Here is a 16,977-nt window from a genome sequence, read left to right as displayed (position 1 = left end):
CCCATCACGAGAAAATGTTGGTGCCGACGGTGCGGCGCGAACCGCGCGCGACACGGGTCGACGGCACCTGCTTGCGCAGACGGTACAGCAGTTCCTTGGTCGAACGCTGCAGGAAGTTCGGCTCTTCGTCGGGATCGTCGTTGAACTCGGCGTCGGCCAGGTCGGCGCTGTGGCGGAATTCGGGGAACAGCTCGAACAGCGCGCGGTCCCAGCCGTCCTCCGACGCCTGCGCCAGCGCGATCGCCACCGGCACGATGTCGCTGTCGGACGAGGTCTGGCCGGTCAGGTAGGGGCCCTTGGAGATGACCTCGCCGGCCACTTCCAGGATTTCCTTCGGCGCCAGCGAGAACAGGATGGCAAAGATGGTGGCGCCATGGTCGCTGGCCGAGGCGGCGGCCAGCAGCTCGTTGCGGCGTTCCTCGTCGTCGGTGGCGAACACCACGCCGTGGACGTGGGCGAACAGCGATTCGGCGATGCGCTCGGGATCGTCCTCGATCATGTCGTCCGGCCAGGTGGCGGCGATGAAGGCCAGGCTGTCGGCCCAGGCCTTGGGCGGCACCAGCAAGGTGGTCAGCGACATCTTGCCGCCGTCAAAGCCGGCCATGTGCAGCGCCGTCACCTGCGGCGGGATGTTGTTGAGCACCTCCACCACCGCCAGGTCGCCGTACTGGTCGGCCGCTTCGGCGAAGGCTTCCTCGGCATGGCTCAGCGAGCCGGCCAGCACCAGTTCCGTCACCTGCTTGCTGAGAGCGGGCAGATTGGATTTTTCAGACATGGGCTTATTCTCCATCCTGATCGAAGATCTGGGCGAAATCGTCGGTCGAGCCCATTTCATCGTCATCAATATCGTCGCCGTCGTCGTTGGCCGACAACTGCTCCAGCGACTGGTCGTCGTCATCCCAGCGGCGCGGGTTCTTGTGCAGGAAGGCGGTGATGATGGCCTGGCGCGCCAGGTCCGGCATGCTCTCGGCGATCGCCGCGTACATGCGCGCCGGCTGGTCGCCCTTGCAGGACGCCATGGCGAACACGCGCGAGGCGTCGCCGAACTCGTAGTCCTGGGCCGCCGCCAGCAGGCCCTTCGGATCGCTGAACTCGATATGGTCGACCAGCGCGAAGGCCAGCATGTTGACGTCCTCGATGCCGCCGCCGTCGGCGTACTCGCCCACCAGCGCATCGACCATGCGCTGATAGTTCTTTTTATCGGGCGGATCGCCGAGGATGCCTTCGATCTGGCCTTCCAGTTCGCGCGACTGATAGGCGAACTCCGGGTGTACTTTTCTCATTGCTTGCTTTCTGTCTAAATCTTGGAGGGGCAACTCAGGCGGCCGGCAGCGTCGTGCCGTGCAGGCTGAACAAGGAACGCCACAACTGGTAAGCCTCGGCCTCGGCATCGATGATGATGCGGTGATTCAGGCTCTGGTTGTATTCTTCACGCTTGACCGGGTCCGACAGCACTTCATACGCCTTGGCGATGGCCTTGAAGCGCGCGTCCGCGCCGGGCGCCTGGTTGCGGTCCGGATGGAACCGCATGGCCAGCGAGCGGTACACCTTTTTGATCTCGTCTTCGCTGGCGTTAGGAGCAATACCCAGTGTGTTGTAATAATTTTCCATTTTGGAAACTCCGGGCCTAAATTAATCGATCATTATACCGCGCCGCCATATCGCTACTGGGGATACGGTAAAATGCCCCATCATAGAACTTTTGCATAGCCAACCTTTCAGATGAGCAACGACAAAAACAGCCCAGCGCCCGCCCTGCCCTCCAATTTCCTGCGCGCCATCGTAGAGCACGATCTGGCGGCCGGCACCCACGTCCGCGAGGGCATGCCGAGCGTGATCACGCGTTTCCCGCCGGAGCCGAACGGTTATCTGCACGTCGGCCATGCCAAGTCGATCTGCCTCAACTTCGGCCTGGCGCGCGACTACCAAGGCCGCTGCAACCTGCGTTTCGACGACACCAACCCGGCCAAGGAAGAGCAGGAATACGTCGACACCATCATCGACAGCGTCAAATGGCTGGGCTTCGATTACGACTATCCCAAGGCGGACGGTTCGGTCGAACATCATTTGCACTATGCGTCCGACTATTTCGAGCAGCTGTACCAGATGGCCGAGTGGCTGATCGAACAGGGCTACGCCTACGTCGACAGCCAGTCGGCTGAGGATATGGCGGCCAACCGCGGCAATTTCAACACGCCCGGCACCAACTCGCCGTTCCGCAACCGGCCGGCAGCCGAATCGCTGCAGATCTTCCGTGACATGAAGGCCGGCAAGTATGCCGACGGCGAACACATCCTGCGCGCCAAGATCAGCGAAGACGCCATGGCCTCGCCCAACATGAACATGCGCGACCCGGCCATCTACCGCATCCGCCACGCGCATCACGTGCGCACCGGCGACGCCTGGTGCATCTACCCGATGTACGACTACACGCACCCGATCTCGGACGCGCTGGAAAACATCACCCATTCGATCTGCACGCTGGAATTCCAGGACCACCGGCCGTTCTACGACTGGCTGCTGGAAACCCTGTCGAAAGGCGGCTTCTTCCAGCTGCCGGTGCCGCGCCAGTACGAATTCTCGCGCCTCAACCTGACCTACGTGGTGACCTCCAAGCGCAAGCTGCGCCAGCTGGTCGAGGAAAACATCGTCGACGGCTGGGACGATCCGCGCATGCCGACCATCGTCGGCCTGCGCCGCCGCGGCTACACCCCGGAAGCCATCCACCTGTTCTGCGAGCGCATCGGCGTCACCAAGGCCGACGGCTGGATCGACATGAGCACGCTGGAGGGCTGCGTGCGCGAAGACCTCGATCCGAAGGCGCCGCGCGCCACCGCCGTGCTGCGTCCGCTCAAGCTGATCATCGACAACTATCCGGAAGGCCGGACCGAGGAATGCACCTCGCCGGTCCACCCGCACCATCCGGAAATGGGCGTGCGCACTTTCCCGATCTCGCGCGAGCTGTGGATCGAAGAGGAAGACTTCATGGAAGTGCCGAGCAAGGGTTATTTCCGCTACTATCCGCCGATCGGCGACAATCCGGGCAGCCGCGTGCGCCTGCGCCACGGCTACGTGACCGAGTGCGTGGGTTACGACAAGGACGAGAATGGCAAGGTCACCGCCGTGCACGTCAAATACTTCGAGGATTCCAAATCGGGCACGCCGGGCTCGGACAACTACAAGGTCAAGGGCAACATCCACTGGGTCTCGGCCGGCCACGCGCTGCAGGCGGAAGTGCGCCTGTACGACCGCCTGTTCAGCGACGCCCACCCGGACGCCGGCGGCAAGGATTTCCTGTCGGTGCTGAATCCGAACGCCAAGGAAGTGGTGACCGCCTATCTCGAGCCGGGTATGGCCGCGGCCCAGGCCGATCAGCGCTTCCAGTTCGAGCGCCACGGCTACTTCGTCGCCGACCGCGTCGATTCGCAGCCGGGCAAACCGGTGTTCAACCGCATCGTCACGCTGAAGGACAGCTGGGTCGCCAAATAAGTCTCGCGGCCCTCGCTAACGGCGCCCTCCGGCAGGACGGCGCCGTTTTTTTGCGCCCGGCGCCGCCGTCGCTAACAAAAAATAAGTTGACTGGATAAACCAAGATTTCCTATAGTAAAAAAGTCAATAGCAAAACAACAGGTCGACGGTGACGCTCTTTCCTGGTCCAAAACAGCTGTTTTCCTCGTCCCGGCCGGTCTGGTGGGCGGGCGTGCTGCTGTCCCTGGGGATCGGCACGCTGTTCTATCTGGCGGCCTACCGCATGATCGAATACGACGCCAACGAACGCTTTCTGCACCAGGCGCAGAACGCGCAGTACAACATCGATTCGCGCGTCGATTCCTATACCAACGTGCTGCGCAGCGCCGCCGCCTTCTTCCGCGCCTCCGACCATGTCGACCGCGCCAGTTTCCACACCTATGTGGAAGGCCTGCAGATCGCGCGCCAGTATCCGGCGCTGGACAACATCAACTACGCCGAATACTTCACCGACGCCGAGCGCGAAGCGTTCGAGCGGGTGTCGCGCGGCAGCAACGACGGCCGCGCCGCCGGCTACCCCGCGTTCGCCGGCATCTGGCCGCCCGAACGGCGCCCGGCCTACTGGGTGTTGACGATGATCGAGCCGCTGCCCGAATTCCGCGAAAAAATCGGCCGCAACATCGCCGCCCGCGCGCCGGTGGCGCGGGCGCTGGAGGAAAGCCGCGACACCGGTGCCATGAGCGCCTCCGGCATGCCGATCGACAGCGTGCACCAGCCGCTCGGGGCCGGCCTGGCGCTGCGGCTGCCGGTGTACCGCACCGGCCTGCCGATCGATACGGTCGAACAGCGCCACCTTGCGTACATGGGCTCGGTCGGGATCGGCTTCAGCGTGCCGCGCCTGATGCAGGCGGCGCTGGAACAGATGCAGGTGCGCGACACCCGCCTGGTGCTGTACGACATCGGCCGCACCGGTGCCGCGCCGCAGGCGCCGGTGCAGCTGTTCGACAGCCGGCCGGGCGGCCTGGCGCTGCGACCGGCCCAGCTGTTCTCGGTGGTGCTGCCGGTGGCCTTCAACAACCGCCAGTGGAGCGCGCATTTCAGCTCGCCCAAGACCAGCTGGTACAGCCATTTCGACCTGTGGCTGCCGTGGCTGGCCATGCTGTGCGGCTTCACCGGCTCGCTGCTGTTCTACCTGCTGTTCCACACCCTGTCGTCCTCGCGCATGCGGGCGGTGCAGATGGCCAAGGAAATGACGCGCGAACTGCGCACCAGCCAGGCCCGGCTGCAGCAGTCGCACCAGCGGCTGCGGCGGCTGGCCGCGCACGCCGATCACATCAAGGAGGAGGAGCGCAAGCGCATCGCCCGCGAAATCCACGACGACCTGGGCCAGAACCTGCTGGTGCTGCGCATCGAGGTCGACCTGCTGGCCACCCGCACGCGCCAGCGCCATCCGCGCCTGCACGCGCGGGCCCAGCAGATGCTGCGCCAGATCGACGCCACCATCAAGAGCGTGCGCAACATCATCAACGACCTGCGGCCCACGGTGCTGGACCTGGGCCTGTACGCGGCGGTCGAATGGCAGATCGCCCAGTTCCGCCACCGTTCCGGCATCATGTGCGAGCTGATCGATCACGACACCGAGATCAACATCGGCGATCACGGCGCCACCGCGATCTTCCGCGTGGTGCAGGAGTCGCTGAGCAATATCCTGCAACACGCGCACGCCAGCCTGGTGCGGGTGGAACTGCGCCAGGCCGACGGCGTGCTGAGCCTGACGATCACCGACAATGGCGTCGGCCTGCGCGAAAACAGCCGCAACAAGGTGGGCTCGTTCGGCCTGGTCGGCATCGAGGAACGCATCCACCTGCTGAACGGCACCTGTTCGATCGCGGGCAGCCCCAACGGCGGCACCACGGTGGCGATCACGGTGCCGGTCGGCGCCGCGCAGGCGCCGCGCCAGCCCAGTTTGGCCGCGTGAACTTTCCTTCCGACTATTGATTAACCTCAAGGAACAGTCATCGCCTTGGAGCAAAATCAAGTCCGTCAGCCGTTCTCTTCAACCCACGTCAACACGGAAGGAAAACTCATGGACGTCATTGCTGCCCTGGATCTGGAACCGATCAAAGTCAAACTGATGCACGAAGCCTCCGGCGAAGGCTGGACCCTGGAACGCGCCAACGCGGTGGAATTCGAATATCGCCGCTTCCTGTATCTGATGAAGAAGTTTCCCAACGAACAGACCGCACCGCTGGATGACGTCGACACCTTCTGGCATTACCACATCCTCGACACGCTGAAGTACGCGGCCGATTGCGACGCCGTGTTCGGCTATTTCCTGCACCACTTCCCCTACATCGGCCTGCGCGGCGAGGACGACGAGGCGGCCCACATCCGCGTCGGCAAACGCATGCAGGAGCTGTACGAAGCCACGTTCGGCGAAGATTACCTGCGCAGCGCGGCCCGCTTCGCGCACTCGGGCGTGGTCGATCCGCAGATTGCCCATTCGGGCGTGGTCGACCCGCAGGTGGCGTACTCGGGCATGGCCGCTGCGCGTTTCGCCCATTCCGGCGTGGTCGATCCGCAGATCGCGCACTCGGGCGTGGTGGACCCGCAGGTGGTGGCCGCGCAGCAGGCCGGCTTCTACAGCCAGCGCCCGCGCCTGACCTCCGCCTGAGGTGGCAAAACGGACGGCGCCGCGCCCGCACCGGGCCGGCCAAAAAAAACGGCGCGTTACCGCAAGGTACGCGCCGGTTTTTTCGTGGTTCCCGCTATCAGGACGCCATCATTTCGCGCAACTCGCGAATGCTGAAATCGCTGATCTCGTGCATGCGGATCAGGATGGTGGCGCCGATCGGCAGGGTGTTGTGGCGGATTTTGCTGATCACTGGCGGGGCCACTTCCAGTGCACGCGACAGGGCTGCGTCGTTTTTCAGTTGCAGTTTCTCGATGATGGCGTCCAGCACACGGTTGGGATTGTAGGTGGGAGACGCGGTGATTTCTTTCAAAGCGGACATAGTGATTAAGTAGGTTCGTGGTCGTCTTTTGTAAAAAAACGACACATGGGTAAAAAAAATTTTTAGCTCAATTACCAATGAAGCACTACAAAACGCAACATTTGTGCCGGTTTTTAGTGCTTAACCGAGATAATACACGTTTTCGTTACGAAAAGGCTAACTCGTCAGACATTTTGGTGAGATTTAGAGAGATTCTAACCCTATTTTTCATGCTAGCGAGCACCTAGTTGCAAAAAAAGGTATCAATCCATGTAAAGATCAGCGAGGACGGCCGAGGCCGGCGGCAAGAAAGCACCATTCGACTGCCAACAACGTGGTCAGCCGGACGATCGCTCCTGGAAGAAACAGCGCGGAAGTGGAGAGGTGGTCGGTCTGCTGCAGGGGAGTGTAATGCCAGTTCAGCTGCCGCCGGATTTCTTCGGGCATCGGCGGCGGGCGATGGCAAAACTCATGCTGGCGGCGCTGCATGTAAGCCCGGACTTGCTCCTTGGTCGGCTGCAAAGCGGCTGACATGCGTGCGCTCCCTCCTGTAGATGGCTAACGATATCGTAGCTGTCGACACCGCGCTTGCGCTGCATCAAACAGACGATGTTAGAATTTTGACACACCAATCCGGCATCCAACCTTCAACCAGTTTCAGTTTGGACATTCTTTACCGATCTTTACACATCGCACGCTTGCTTTTCCAAAAAATCTTCGACTGTCGGGAATCGCAAGCGCACACCCAGTTCACGCTTGATGCGTTGATTGCGCAGGCGGCGCGACTCCGACATGAACGACCACAGCGACGGGGTCACCACCTGTTGCAACTCGGCACGCGGCAAGCGTGGCGGCCGGGGCAGCCCATAGGCGTCGGCGACCGTATCGAAATAGTGGGCCATGTGCATATCGCTGTCATCCACCGCGTGGTAAATTCGGTTCGGTAACGCACGCAACAGCGCACGCACGATGATGCGGGCCAGGTCGTCGGCGTGTATGTGGTTGGTGTAGACGTCATCCGCCGCGATCAATGCCGGCGTGCCCTGCTGCAAGCGCTTGAGCGGCAGCCGGTCCGCCGCATAAATGCCGGGCACGCGCAGGATGGACACACGGGCGCCGCTGCGGCGCGCCCAGCCGCGCAACACCCGCTCGGCGTCGACCCGGCGCTGCGCGCGCGCATTACGCGGCGCCACCGGCCGGCTTTCATCGAACAGTGCGCCGCCGCAGTCGCCGTAGACGCCGGTGGTGCTGACGTACACCACCCGCCCGCCGGCCGGCAGCACCGCGCTCAGATTGCGCGTGCGGCGGTCCAGCGCCCCGTCCGACGGCGGCGGCGCCAGGTGCACCACCCAGGGTGCGATGCCGTCCAGCCGGCGCAGCGTGGCCGGACGGTCGAGGTCGATCAACAGCGGCACGGCGCCGGCGGCGCGCAATTCCGCGCGGCGCTCGGGCTGGCTGGTGGTGGCAAACACGCGAAAACGCGCGCTCAGCAGCGGCAGCAGACGCATGCCGACATCGCCGCAGCCGACGATCAGCAGGCGCGGGCGGTCAAGTTGTGATGGTTTCATGCCATGAATTGTACGGCGATTATCAATGCGGCGTTGAAAGTGTTAGCGCCCGCCGCCAGTCCTCAAGCCGGTGCCCTTCTGCCACACTCCAGCCATCAACCATTGCTGGAGGACACCATGAAATATCTGCACACCATGGTCCGGGTCGCCGATCTGGACCAGTCGCTGACGTTCTACCGCGACGCGCTCGGCCTGGAAGTGGTCCGCAAGATGGACAACCCGGCCGGCCGCTACACCCTGCTCTACCTGGCCGCGCCCGGCGACCGCGGCGCCGAGCTGGAGCTGACCCACAACTGGGACGAACATGCCTACACCGGCGGCCGCAACTTCGGCCATCTCGCCTATGCCGTGCCCGACATCTACGCCGCCGTGCAGCGCCTGACCGACCATGGCGTGACCATCAACCGGCCGCCGCGCGACGGCCACATGGCCTTCGTGCGCTCGCCGGACGGCATTTCGATCGAACTGCTGCAGCAGGGCCGGCCGCTGCCCCCGGCCGAGCCCTGGGCCTCCATGCCCAACAGCGGCAACTGGTAAGGGGGCGGCCATGGACTATCCGCATCACACCGTGGCGGAACTGCACGGTTCGCTGCCGATGGGCGGCGTGGTGGCGCGCACGCCGGTGCACGCCTTCCAGCACCTGCCGCCGGAGTTGCGACTGCGGCAACGGCCGGAATTGCGCCAGCAGCGCCGCGACCTCGACCTGGACGGTCAGCTCGCGTTCGAAATCACCAACGTGCTGACGGCCGACGAGGCCGACGCCCTGGTGCGCTGGTCGGAGCAGCTGGGCTACCGCGCCGAAGCGCCCGGCATTACCACCCCGCCCGGCATGCGCATGAACAAGACCGTGCACTGGGTGGCGGACCACGCCCTGCTGGGACCGATCTACGAGCGCATCGCCGCCCTGCTGCCGGCCGAGATCGGGGGCGCCGCCTTGCACCCGGCGCTCAGCCACCGCATCAATATGTACCGCTACGACGCCGGCGACGTGTTCAACCGTCACCTGGACGGCGACTGGCCCGGTTACAGCCTCGGCCCCGACGGCAGCCGCATGGAAGCCTGGGACGGCCTGCGCTCGCGCCTGACCATGCTGCTTTACCTGAACGACGCCGGCGACGGCGTCAAAGGCGGCAGCACCCGCTTGTACGGACGTGGCGGCAGCGTGGTCGACGTACCGCCGCGCAAGGGCTCGGCGCTGTTCTTCCGGCACGGTTTTTCGCTCGATTCGGTATCCCATGCCGGCAGCCGGGTCGGCGCCGGCACGCCGAAATACGTGGCCCGTATCAACGTCATGTACGCGCAGGGCGCACCGCTGCGGCGGCCTGCGGGAGTGGCCGACTGAGGTAAAATAGAGGGTTTCCGCCTCTTTACCGAAGAATTCGTATGACGTTTCAAATTACTGTACAGCCGAGCGGCCATCAATTCAGCTGCGAGGAGGACGAAACCATCCTGGCGGCGGCGATGCGCGCCGGCGTCGGCCTGCCGTACGGCTGCAAGAACGGCGCCTGCAGCTCGTGCAAGGGCAAGGTGCTGGCCGGCAGCGTGACCCACAAGCCGCACCAGGAGCGCGCACTCAGCAAGGAAGAGGAAGCCGCCGGCATGTCGCTGTTCTGCTGCGCCCTCGCCCACGGCGACGTGGTGATCGAGGCGCGCGAGGTGGCCGGCAGCGACGATTACCCGATCCGCAAGATGCCGTCGCGCGTGACCACGCTGGAAAAGGTGGCGTCCGACGTGATCGTGATGACGCTGCAGCTGCCGGCCAACGAGACGCTGAAATTCCGCGCCGGCCAGTACATCGAATTCATGCTGAAGGACGGCAAGCGCCGCAGCTACAGCATCGCCACCGCGCCGGAACAGGACCAGCCGCTGACGCTGCACATCCGCCACCTGCCCGGCGGCCTGTTCACCGACCAGGTGTTCGGCAGCATGAAGGAGCGCGATATCCTGCGCTTCGAAGGGCCGATGGGCACCTTCTTCGTGCGCGACGACAGCGACAAGCCGATGGTGCTGCTGGCCTCCGGCACCGGCTTCGCGCCGATCAAGGCCATCGTCGAGCACCTGCGCGCGCGGGGCTCGACGCGCCAGATGGTGCTGTACTGGGGCGGCCGCCGGCCGCAGGACCTGTACATGGATGCGCTGTGCCGCGCGTGGGCGCAGACCCTGCCGAACTTCCGCTACGTGCCGGTGCTGTCCGACCTGCAGCCGGCAGACCACTGGGCCGGCCGCACCGGCTTCGTCCACCAGGCGGTGATGGCCGACCTGCCCGACCTGTCCGGCCACCAGGTATATGCCTGCGGCGCGCCGATCATGGTGGAATCGGCCAAGCGCGATTTCGTCGCCCAATGCGGCCTGCCGGACGACGAATTCTACGCCGACGCCTTCACCACGGAAGCGGACCTCAACAACTAACCACGGCATCCAACCCGACGGCGGGGCATTCGGGGATGCAGAGTCCTCAGGCTCCGCTCCCCGAAAGCACGAATGAGCACTTCAACCAACGGCTTCAGCGTCCTCCGCCACCGCAACTTCACCCTCTACCTCACCGCCCGCACCTTCGCCACCCTGGCGGTCCAGATGCAAAACGTCGCCATCGGCTGGCAGGTATATTCGCTGACGCACAACCTGTTCGACCTGGGCCTGATCGGTCTGGCGCAATTCCTGCCGTTCCTGCTGCTGATCCTGATCGCCGGCCACGCCGCCGACCGCTACGACCGCCGCAACCTGATCGCGCTGGCGCTGGGCGCGCAGCTGCTGTGCGGCCTGGCGCTGCTGGCCTTTACCTACACCGGGCTGCCGGCCGTCTGGCCGGTGTTTGCCGTGCTGGCCGTGTACGGCAGCGCGCGCGCCTTCATGGGACCGGCCACCCAGGCCATCCTGGTCAACCTGGTGCCGCAGGAAAGCTTCAGCAAGGCGGTGGCGCTGAGTTCCTCGTCGTTCCACGTGGCCGTCATCCTCGGCCCGACGCTGGGCGGCCTGTTCTACCTGGCCGGACCGAAAACCGTTTATATGATTTCCTCCGCCTTGCTGGTGCTGGCGGTGGTGATGATGTGCATGGTGAAGTCGGTCAAGCAGGCCAGCGCCAGCGGCCCGGCCTCCTGGCACACGGTGCTGGAGGGACTGCGCTTCGTCTGGCAGAAGAAGGTGGTGCTGGGCGCGATTTCGCTCGACCTGTTCGCGGTGCTGTTCGGCGGCGCCACCGCGCTGCTGCCGGCGCTGGCGCACGACGTGCTGCACATCGGCCCGAGCGGCCTGGGCGCGCTGCGCACCATGCCCGGCGTCGGCGCCGCGCTGTGCTCCATCGTGCTGGCCTTCTTCCCGATCACGCGCCGCGTCGGCGCCTGGATGCTGGGCGGCGTGGCGGTGTTCGGCGCGGGCACCATCGTGCTGGGCGCCACCAGCAGTTTCGTCATCGCGCTGGTGTCGCTGTTCCTGATGGGCGCCGGCGACATGATCAGCGTCTACGTGCGCCACCTGCTGGTGCAGTACGAGACGCCGGACGAAATCCGCGGCCGCGTCAGCGCCGTCAACTCGGTATTCATCGGCGCCTCCAACGAACTGGGCGAATTCGAATCTGGCCTGACCGCCGGCTGGTTCGGCCTGACGCGCGCGGTGCTGTTCGGCGGCGCCGCCACGCTGGCGGTAACCGGCGCCTGGAGCGTGCTGTTCCCTGTATTGTCGCGTATGGATAAATTCCCGCACGAGGATAAAAAGTGAAGCATCTGCCGCTGCCCGCCATCATCCACAGCCGCCCGCATCTGAGCCTGGCGATCGCGCTGGGCGTGGCGGCGGCGCCGTTGCTGCCGGCCGGCTGGCCGTGGCTGACGCGGGTGCTGACCTGCTGGGACATCCTGGTCTGGACCTATCTGGCGACGATGGCCTGGATGATGGTGCAGGCCGACCACCACGACATCAAGCGCGCCGCCTGCCGCCAGGATGAAAAGGGGCCGGTGATCCTGGCCACGTTGTCGCTGGCGGTGCTGGTGAGCCTGGTTGCCATCGTCTCGCAGCTGGCCAGCATCAAGGAAGTGCAGGAACCGGAACTGGCGTGGCGTTACGCGCTGGTGGTGCTGACCCTGATCGGCTCCTGGTTCATGGTCGGTGTCATGTTCTGCTCGCACTACGCCCACCTGTATTACAGCAACGACGGCGAGGAAAAACCGCTGGCCTTCCCCGACCAGGCGTTGCAGCCCAATTACTGGGATTTCCTGTACTTTTCCTTCACCATCTCGGTGGCGGTGCAGACCTCCGACGTCGCCGTCCGCAACCGCGGGCTGCGCAAGGTGGTGCTCGGACAGTCGGTGCTGTGCTTCTTCTACAATCTGGCCATCCTCGGTTTATCGATCAATATCGCCGCTTCGTTGATCAACGCCTGAGACCAGGTTTTCTCCAGACAAGTTAGGCAATTAACGTCAGCTTAAGCCCGCAAGGAGTAAGATGGCTACGCAGTCTAACAACAGGAGCAAGCTATGCAAATCCAAGTGAATACCGACAAAACCATCACTCGTCACGCCGGTCTGGACGATCACGTGCAATCGGTCGTAAGCAATGCCCTCCACCGCTTCGGCGAACAGATCACCCGCGTCGAAGTGCATCTGAGCGATAATCTGGGCCAGAAGTCGGCCGACGGCGATAACCGTTGCCTGATGGAAGCCCGCGTGACCGGCCTGCAGCCGATCGCCGTCAGCGACCACGCCGCCACGCTGCACCAGGCCATCACCGGTGCCGGCGACAAGCTGAAACGCGCGGTCGACAGCGCGATGGGGCGCCGCAACGATACCTCGCGTCACGCCGAAGGCAGCGGTTCGGTCTCGGCGGCCATCGCGGCCGACACCGAAGAGTAAGACCGGCGGCGGGAGTCAGCCTTGCGCCAGCTCCCGCAAATACCGCAACCCCTGCAGCGAGCGGCTGCCGTACCAGGACATCATCTCGCCGTCGACCAGCAACACCGGCTTGCCGATCTGCCGCTCCAGCACATCGGCATGCGCTTCGGTGAAGCGGTAAGGTTCGCTCGACAGCAGCACCCCGTCGACACTGTCGATCAGTTCGCGCGACCAGCGGAATTCGGGGTAGCGCTCCTCGCCCAGATCCGGCACGCTCCAGCCGATCTCCGCCAGCATGCGGGCGATGTAGGTAGCGCGCGAGACGGTCATCCACGGGTCCTGCCACACGCAGTACAGCATGGTCTGCGGCGGCCCCTTGGGCGCGGCCCGCAGCAGCGCATATTCCGCCTCGAACGCCGCGCACCAGTCGGCGGCCTGCTGTTCGCGGCAGAAGATGCCGCCCATCAGGCGCGCCAGTTCGAGGTTGTCGCGCGGCCGCATGGGATGGGTGACCACCAGATGCGGCACGAATTCGGCCAGCGCATCGGCGGTGGGCTTCTCGTTTTCATCGATATTCAGCACCACGTGGGTCGGCGCCAGCGCGCGGATCTTGTCCAGGTTGACGTCCTTGGTGCCGCCGACCTTGGGAATGTTCTGCACCACCTCCCACGGATGGATGCAGAAACCGGTGCGTCCCACCACCTGCGCCGCCAGACCGAGGTCGCACAGCAGTTCAGTGATCGACGGCACCAGCGAAACGATGCGCGCCTGCGGATCGGGTTGATGCACGCTGCCCAGCGCGTCGGTGTAAGCCATAAGGAATCCGTTGGAATATCGATGGCGGTATTGAAGCACCGTCCGATACAGTGCGCAACAACAAGCTGTGGAAAATTTACGCCGGCCATGTCTGCGAAAGGTGACGGCCCGAGTTTGTTTCGGATAAGATAACAGAGATGGCATCCAAGAAAGAACCAGTCCTTGAAACAGATCAGCACATTCGGCTCATCGAGCTACCAGGTCGGCGATTTGCAGCTGCTGCGCAATGCCGACGATGACAGCGCCATCGCCAGGATGCTGGCCAACTGCCCGATCGTCCTGCTGGAAACCGGCGAGGAACTCGGCGACGCCGGCCGCGCCCGCCTGTACATCCTGCTGCGCGGCGCACTGTCGGTCGCCACCGACACCCGCACCGGCATGGCCGACGGCACCGTCAGCAAGATACTGCCGGGCGAAAGCGTGGGCGAACAATCGGTGCTGGACGAGGAAGCCAACCTGTCCAGCATCACCGCGCTGGAACAGAGCGAAGTGCTGATGATCGAGGCCGACCTGGTATGGCAACTGATCGACGAATCGAACATCCTCGCGCGCAACCTGCTGCGACTGCTGTCGTTCCGCATCCGCGCCGCCAACGCGCAGCTGCGCCGGCGCCAGAAACTGGGCGAGTTCTACCGCCAGCTGTCGATGATCGATGGCCTGACCGGCCTGTACAACCGGGCCTGGCTGAATGACCTGCTGCCGACCATGGTCACCACCGCGCACAGCTCGAACGCGCCGCTGGCGCTGATCATGATCGACCTCGACCACTTCAAGAAATTCAACGACACCCACGGCCACCTGGCCGGCGACCAGGCGCTGCGCGCGGCGGCGCAGGTGCTCAGCGGCGCGCTGCGGCCCACCGATTTCGCGGTGCGCTACGGCGGCGAGGAAATGATGGTGCTGCTGCCGCAGACCAGCGACAAGGTGGCGGCGGCGGTGGCCGAACGGCTGTGCGAACGCATGCGCCAGGCCAGCGTGTTCGCCGACATGCGCCAGCCGCTGCCGCACATCACCGCCTCGCTGGGCGTGGCCGTGCTGCAGCCGCAGCAGAACGAGCAGGACCTGATCGCCGCCGCCGACGCGGCGCTGTACCGCGCCAAGGAAAGCGGCCGCGACCGGGTGGCGGCCGCTTAAGCCGCCTTGGCGCGGTTGCTGTCGTTCCTGGCGTCGGTGGACGGCGTGGTCTGCTGCGGCTGGTGGGCGGCCAGGAAATCGTCGAAGCCCTTCTGCACCAGATCGTAGGTCTTGTCGATGTTGCTGGAGATATCGCCGTTCAGCACGTTCAAGCCCTGCAGCACCTCGCGCGCTTCCTTGAATCCCTGGTCCACGCCTTTTTTCAGCGTATTGACGAAATCGTTCAAGGTCTGGGATTCATCCTGGCCCGGATGCTGCTGCTTGTAGGCTTCGTAAAATGCGGTCGAGAGCGATACAATGCGGCCTGCGGTACCTTCCGGCGTGTTATCTTGCGAGGTGGCGTTCTGGATCGCGTCGTCGCCGAAATCGCCCTTGAGCGCCTCGTTGATGCCGGTCAGCGCCGTTTTCAGCACCATCGACATCGGCTCGTTCGACGACTTGATGGACACCGACAGGGAAGCCTGCACCACGGACGCGTTAAACTCCGCCTTGGCCTTGGCCACCGGCGACATGGTCTTGCCGTCCGTAGACTGAACTTGCGCTGCCGAATTAGTATTGCCTGAGGTAACCGATACTGGAGTAGCCATGATATGTGCTCCTCATTGAAGACTCTGGAATTATCGGCAGTTTTTTAAATAACTGTAGCACCCTATGACCACACAGACTTTTCTCTGGCACGATTACGAAACCTTCGGCGCAGTGGCGCGCCGCGACCGCCCGGCGCAGTTTGCCGCGATCCGCACCGATGCCGACCTGAACGAAATCGGCGAGCCGATCATGATTTACTGCAAACCGGCAAATGATTTCCTGCCGGATCCGCAGTCCTGCCTGATCACCGGCATCACGCCGCAGCAGTGCCTGGAATGGGGCGTGCCCGAGCACCAGTTTGCCGCCACCATCGAACAGGCGTTTTCGCAGCCGGGCACCATCGGCGTGGGCTACAACACCATCCGCTTCGACGACGAGATCACCCGCTTCATGTTCTGGCGCAACCTGATCGACCCGTACGCGCGCGAATGGCAAAACCAGTGTGGCCGCTGGGATCTGCTGGACGTGGTGCGCATGACCTATGCGCTGCGGCCGGAAGGCATCCAGTGGCCGGTGAAGGAAGACGGCAAGCCCTCGTTCAAGCTGGAAGACCTGGCGCGCGCCAACGGCCTGGTACACGAAGCGGCGCACGACGCGCTGTCCGACGTGCGTGCCACCATCGCGCTGGCGCGGCTGATCAAACAAAAACAGCCGCGCCTGTTCGACTTCTGCTTCGCGCTGCACAAGAAAGACCGCGTGGCCGACGAGATCGGCATGCACCTGGCCGCCAACCTGCGCGCGCCCTTCCTGCACGTGTCCGGCATGTTCCCGGCCGAGCGCGGCTGCATCGCCCTGGTCTATCCGCTGGGCACGCACCCGACCAACAAGAACGAAGTGATCGTCTGGGACTGCGGTTACGACCCGAGCGAACTGTACACGCTGGACGCCGACACCATCCGCACCCGCATCTTCACCCGCAGCGACGCACTGCCAGAAGGCATGACGCGGCTGCCGATCAAAAGCATCCACCTGAACAAATCGCCGATGCTGGTCGCCAACCTGAAAACCCTGTCGCCCGGAATGGCGAAGCGCTGGGGTCTGGACCTGGAACAGGGCAAGGCCCACGCCGCGATCGCCGCCGCCGGCCGTGACCTGAGCGACCTATGGCAGCAAGTGTTTTACCGTCCGCCGGGCGAACCGCTGGACGTCGACGAAGACCTGTACAACGGCTTCGTCAGCAAGGAAGACCGGCGCCTGCTGGACACGCTGCGCAAGGAATCGCCGGCGCGGCTGGCCGCGGCCTCGCCGGCGTTTGCCGACGCGCGTCTGGACGAATTGCTGTTCCGCTACCGTGCGCGCAACTTCCCGGACACGCTGTCGGAAACCGAGCACGAACACTGGGAACAGCACCGCGCGGCGCGCTTCTACGAAGGCGCCGGCGGCGCCCGCACCATCGACGACTACTTCGCCCGGATCGACGACCTGCAGCAGCACGCCGACGAGCGCGCCGAGCAAATCCTCGCCGACCTCTACGAATACGCCGAACTGGTCGCCCCCGCCCACTAACCCGGGGGCAAACCCGGGGTCAGGTCTTCCATTGCGTCACGGGCTCTACCGTAGCGGTCGCTACGGTAGAGCCCGTGACGCAAT

General features: G+C 64.3%; 19 protein-coding genes. 11 read left to right on the top strand and 8 right to left on the bottom strand.

The window, feature by feature from the left end; all coding sequences use genetic code 11:
* Positions 1-4 precede the first annotated feature (4 nt).
* From E4L98_RS23305 to E4L98_RS23295, 3 genes are read right to left on the bottom strand one after another with little or no spacing between them, the layout of a single operon-like run.
* Positions 5-775 carry a hypothetical protein gene (locus E4L98_RS23305; RefSeq protein WP_135203926.1) on the bottom strand — a complete coding sequence of 257 codons (771 nt, stop codon included), beginning with the start codon at positions 773-775 and terminating at the stop codon, positions 5-7.
* Between the two features lie 4 nt (positions 776-779).
* Positions 780-1,283 carry a hypothetical protein gene (locus E4L98_RS23300; protein WP_135203925.1) on the bottom strand — a complete coding sequence of 168 codons (504 nt, stop codon included), beginning with the start codon at positions 1,281-1,283 and terminating at the stop codon, positions 780-782.
* A gap of 34 nt (positions 1,284-1,317) precedes the next feature.
* Positions 1,318-1,611: a DnaJ domain-containing protein gene (locus E4L98_RS23295; protein ID WP_135203924.1), complete on the bottom strand. Its 294-nt coding sequence runs from the start codon at positions 1,609-1,611 to the stop codon at positions 1,318-1,320.
* A gap of 111 nt (positions 1,612-1,722) precedes the next feature.
* Here E4L98_RS23295 and E4L98_RS23290 point away from each other — a divergent pair, with 111 nt between their 5' ends.
* The 3 genes from E4L98_RS23290 to E4L98_RS30865 all read left to right on the top strand — a co-directional run bounded on the left by E4L98_RS23290 (position 1,723) and on the right by E4L98_RS30865 (position 6,142).
* Complete coding sequence (locus E4L98_RS23290; RefSeq protein ID WP_135203923.1) at positions 1,723-3,489, top strand: glutamine--tRNA ligase/YqeY domain fusion protein; 1,767 nt, start codon at positions 1,723-1,725, stop codon at positions 3,487-3,489.
* Positions 3,490-3,637: 148 nt separating this feature from the next.
* Positions 3,638-5,446, top strand: a complete 1,809-nt coding sequence (locus E4L98_RS23285; protein WP_229257531.1) for a CHASE domain-containing protein — start codon at positions 3,638-3,640, stop codon at positions 5,444-5,446.
* Between the two features lie 108 nt (positions 5,447-5,554).
* A complete protein-coding gene (locus tag E4L98_RS30865; protein ID WP_229257530.1) occupies positions 5,555-6,142 on the top strand; it encodes a glycine-rich domain-containing protein in 588 nt (195 codons plus the stop codon).
* Positions 6,143-6,239: 97 nt separating this feature from the next.
* Here E4L98_RS30865 and E4L98_RS23275 read toward each other — a convergent pair whose 3' ends face one another.
* The 3 genes from E4L98_RS23275 to E4L98_RS23265 form a co-directional block, all read right to left on the bottom strand.
* On the bottom strand, positions 6,240-6,482 hold the full coding sequence (locus E4L98_RS23275; protein WP_135203922.1) for a hypothetical protein: 243 nt from the start codon (positions 6,480-6,482) through the stop codon (positions 6,240-6,242).
* A gap of 258 nt (positions 6,483-6,740) precedes the next feature.
* Positions 6,741-6,995, bottom strand: a complete 255-nt coding sequence (locus tag E4L98_RS23270) for a hypothetical protein (RefSeq protein WP_135203921.1) — start codon at positions 6,993-6,995, stop codon at positions 6,741-6,743.
* 149 nt (positions 6,996-7,144) lie between these two features.
* A complete protein-coding gene (locus tag E4L98_RS23265) occupies positions 7,145-8,029 on the bottom strand; it encodes an SDR family oxidoreductase (protein WP_135203920.1) in 885 nt (294 codons plus the stop codon).
* A 117-nt stretch (positions 8,030-8,146) separates the two neighbouring features.
* On the opposite strand from E4L98_RS23265, the gene E4L98_RS23260 reads away from it, so the two are divergent.
* From E4L98_RS23260 to E4L98_RS23235, 6 genes are all read left to right on the top strand, one after another.
* Positions 8,147-8,566, top strand: coding sequence for a VOC family protein (locus tag E4L98_RS23260; RefSeq protein ID WP_135203919.1), 420 nt, complete (start codon positions 8,147-8,149; stop codon positions 8,564-8,566).
* A gap of 10 nt (positions 8,567-8,576) precedes the next feature.
* Positions 8,577-9,371: a 2OG-Fe(II) oxygenase gene (locus tag E4L98_RS23255; protein WP_135203918.1), complete on the top strand. Its 795-nt coding sequence runs from the start codon at positions 8,577-8,579 to the stop codon at positions 9,369-9,371.
* A gap of 41 nt (positions 9,372-9,412) precedes the next feature.
* The gene (locus tag E4L98_RS23250; RefSeq protein WP_135203917.1) at positions 9,413-10,438 is read left to right on the top strand and encodes a CDP-6-deoxy-delta-3,4-glucoseen reductase; all 1,026 of its coding nucleotides are present in this window, start codon (positions 9,413-9,415) and stop codon (positions 10,436-10,438) included.
* Between the two features lie 72 nt (positions 10,439-10,510).
* On the top strand, positions 10,511-11,743 hold the full coding sequence (locus tag E4L98_RS23245; RefSeq protein WP_135203916.1) for an MFS transporter: 1,233 nt from the start codon (positions 10,511-10,513) through the stop codon (positions 11,741-11,743).
* Positions 11,740-12,402: a DUF1345 domain-containing protein gene (locus tag E4L98_RS23240; protein WP_135203915.1), complete on the top strand. Its 663-nt coding sequence runs from the start codon at positions 11,740-11,742 to the stop codon at positions 12,400-12,402. The genes E4L98_RS23245 and E4L98_RS23240 overlap by 4 nt, the downstream gene beginning before the upstream one ends.
* 93 nt (positions 12,403-12,495) lie before the next feature.
* Positions 12,496-12,870, top strand: a complete 375-nt coding sequence (locus E4L98_RS23235) for an HPF/RaiA family ribosome-associated protein (RefSeq protein WP_135203914.1) — start codon at positions 12,496-12,498, stop codon at positions 12,868-12,870.
* 15 nt (positions 12,871-12,885) lie between these two features.
* Here E4L98_RS23235 and E4L98_RS23230 read toward each other — a convergent pair whose 3' ends face one another.
* The gene (locus tag E4L98_RS23230) at positions 12,886-13,665 is read right to left on the bottom strand and encodes a helical backbone metal receptor (protein WP_135203913.1); all 780 of its coding nucleotides are present in this window, start codon (positions 13,663-13,665) and stop codon (positions 12,886-12,888) included.
* 162 nt (positions 13,666-13,827) lie between these two features.
* On the opposite strand from E4L98_RS23230, the gene E4L98_RS23225 reads away from it, so the two are divergent.
* Entirely contained in the window at positions 13,828-14,799 is a 972-nt protein-coding gene (locus E4L98_RS23225) for a GGDEF domain-containing protein (protein WP_135203912.1), read from the top strand.
* Here E4L98_RS23225 and E4L98_RS23220 read toward each other — a convergent pair.
* Positions 14,796-15,311 carry a DUF5610 domain-containing protein gene (locus E4L98_RS23220; protein WP_229257529.1) on the bottom strand — a complete coding sequence of 172 codons (516 nt, stop codon included), beginning with the start codon at positions 15,309-15,311 and terminating at the stop codon, positions 14,796-14,798. The genes E4L98_RS23225 and E4L98_RS23220 overlap by 4 nt on opposite strands.
* A gap of 139 nt (positions 15,312-15,450) precedes the next feature.
* On the opposite strand from E4L98_RS23220, the gene sbcB reads away from it, so the two are divergent.
* A complete protein-coding gene (sbcB, locus tag E4L98_RS23215) occupies positions 15,451-16,893 on the top strand; it encodes an exodeoxyribonuclease I (protein WP_135203910.1) in 1,443 nt (480 codons plus the stop codon).
* The last annotated feature ends 84 nt before the right edge of the window (positions 16,894-16,977 follow it).

The sequence above is a fragment of the Duganella callida genome, assembly GCF_004614165.1.
Lineage (GTDB): Bacteria > Pseudomonadota > Gammaproteobacteria > Burkholderiales > Burkholderiaceae_D > Rugamonas > Rugamonas callida.
Note: the sequence above shows the minus strand (reverse complement) of the source record. Positions and strands in the feature narration are given on the sequence as shown.

Bases quoted from the DNA above. Each gene is read 5' to 3' on its own strand.
- E4L98_RS23260 (WP_135203919.1), top strand. From the start codon at position 8,147: ATGAAATATCTGCACACCATGGTCCGGGTCGCCGATCTGGACCAGTCG.
- E4L98_RS23275 (WP_135203922.1), bottom strand. From the start codon at position 6,482: ATGTCCGCTTTGAAAGAAATCACCGCGTCTCCCACCTACAATCCCAAC.
- E4L98_RS23255 (WP_135203918.1), top strand. From the start codon at position 8,577: ATGGACTATCCGCATCACACCGTGGCGGAACTGCACGGTTCGCTGCCG.
- E4L98_RS23270 (WP_135203921.1), bottom strand. From the start codon at position 6,995: ATGTCAGCCGCTTTGCAGCCGACCAAGGAGCAAGTCCGGGCTTACATG.
- E4L98_RS30865 (WP_229257530.1), top strand. From the start codon at position 5,555: ATGGACGTCATTGCTGCCCTGGATCTGGAACCGATCAAAGTCAAACTG.
- E4L98_RS23265 (WP_135203920.1), bottom strand. From the start codon at position 8,029: ATGAAACCATCACAACTTGACCGCCCGCGCCTGCTGATCGTCGGCTGC.
- E4L98_RS23245 (WP_135203916.1), top strand. From the start codon at position 10,511: ATGAGCACTTCAACCAACGGCTTCAGCGTCCTCCGCCACCGCAACTTC.
- E4L98_RS23220 (WP_229257529.1), bottom strand. From the start codon at position 15,311: ATGTCGCCGGTGGCCAAGGCCAAGGCGGAGTTTAACGCGTCCGTGGTG.
- E4L98_RS23230 (WP_135203913.1), bottom strand. From the start codon at position 13,665: ATGGCTTACACCGACGCGCTGGGCAGCGTGCATCAACCCGATCCGCAG.
- E4L98_RS23300 (WP_135203925.1), bottom strand. From the start codon at position 1,283: ATGAGAAAAGTACACCCGGAGTTCGCCTATCAGTCGCGCGAACTGGAA.
- E4L98_RS23305 (WP_135203926.1), bottom strand. From the start codon at position 775: ATGTCTGAAAAATCCAATCTGCCCGCTCTCAGCAAGCAGGTGACGGAA.
- sbcB (WP_135203910.1), top strand. From the start codon at position 15,451: ATGACCACACAGACTTTTCTCTGGCACGATTACGAAACCTTCGGCGCA.
- E4L98_RS23235 (WP_135203914.1), top strand. From the start codon at position 12,496: ATGCAAATCCAAGTGAATACCGACAAAACCATCACTCGTCACGCCGGT.
- E4L98_RS23250 (WP_135203917.1), top strand. From the start codon at position 9,413: ATGACGTTTCAAATTACTGTACAGCCGAGCGGCCATCAATTCAGCTGC.
- E4L98_RS23290 (WP_135203923.1), top strand. From the start codon at position 1,723: ATGAGCAACGACAAAAACAGCCCAGCGCCCGCCCTGCCCTCCAATTTC.
- E4L98_RS23295 (WP_135203924.1), bottom strand. From the start codon at position 1,611: ATGGAAAATTATTACAACACACTGGGTATTGCTCCTAACGCCAGCGAA.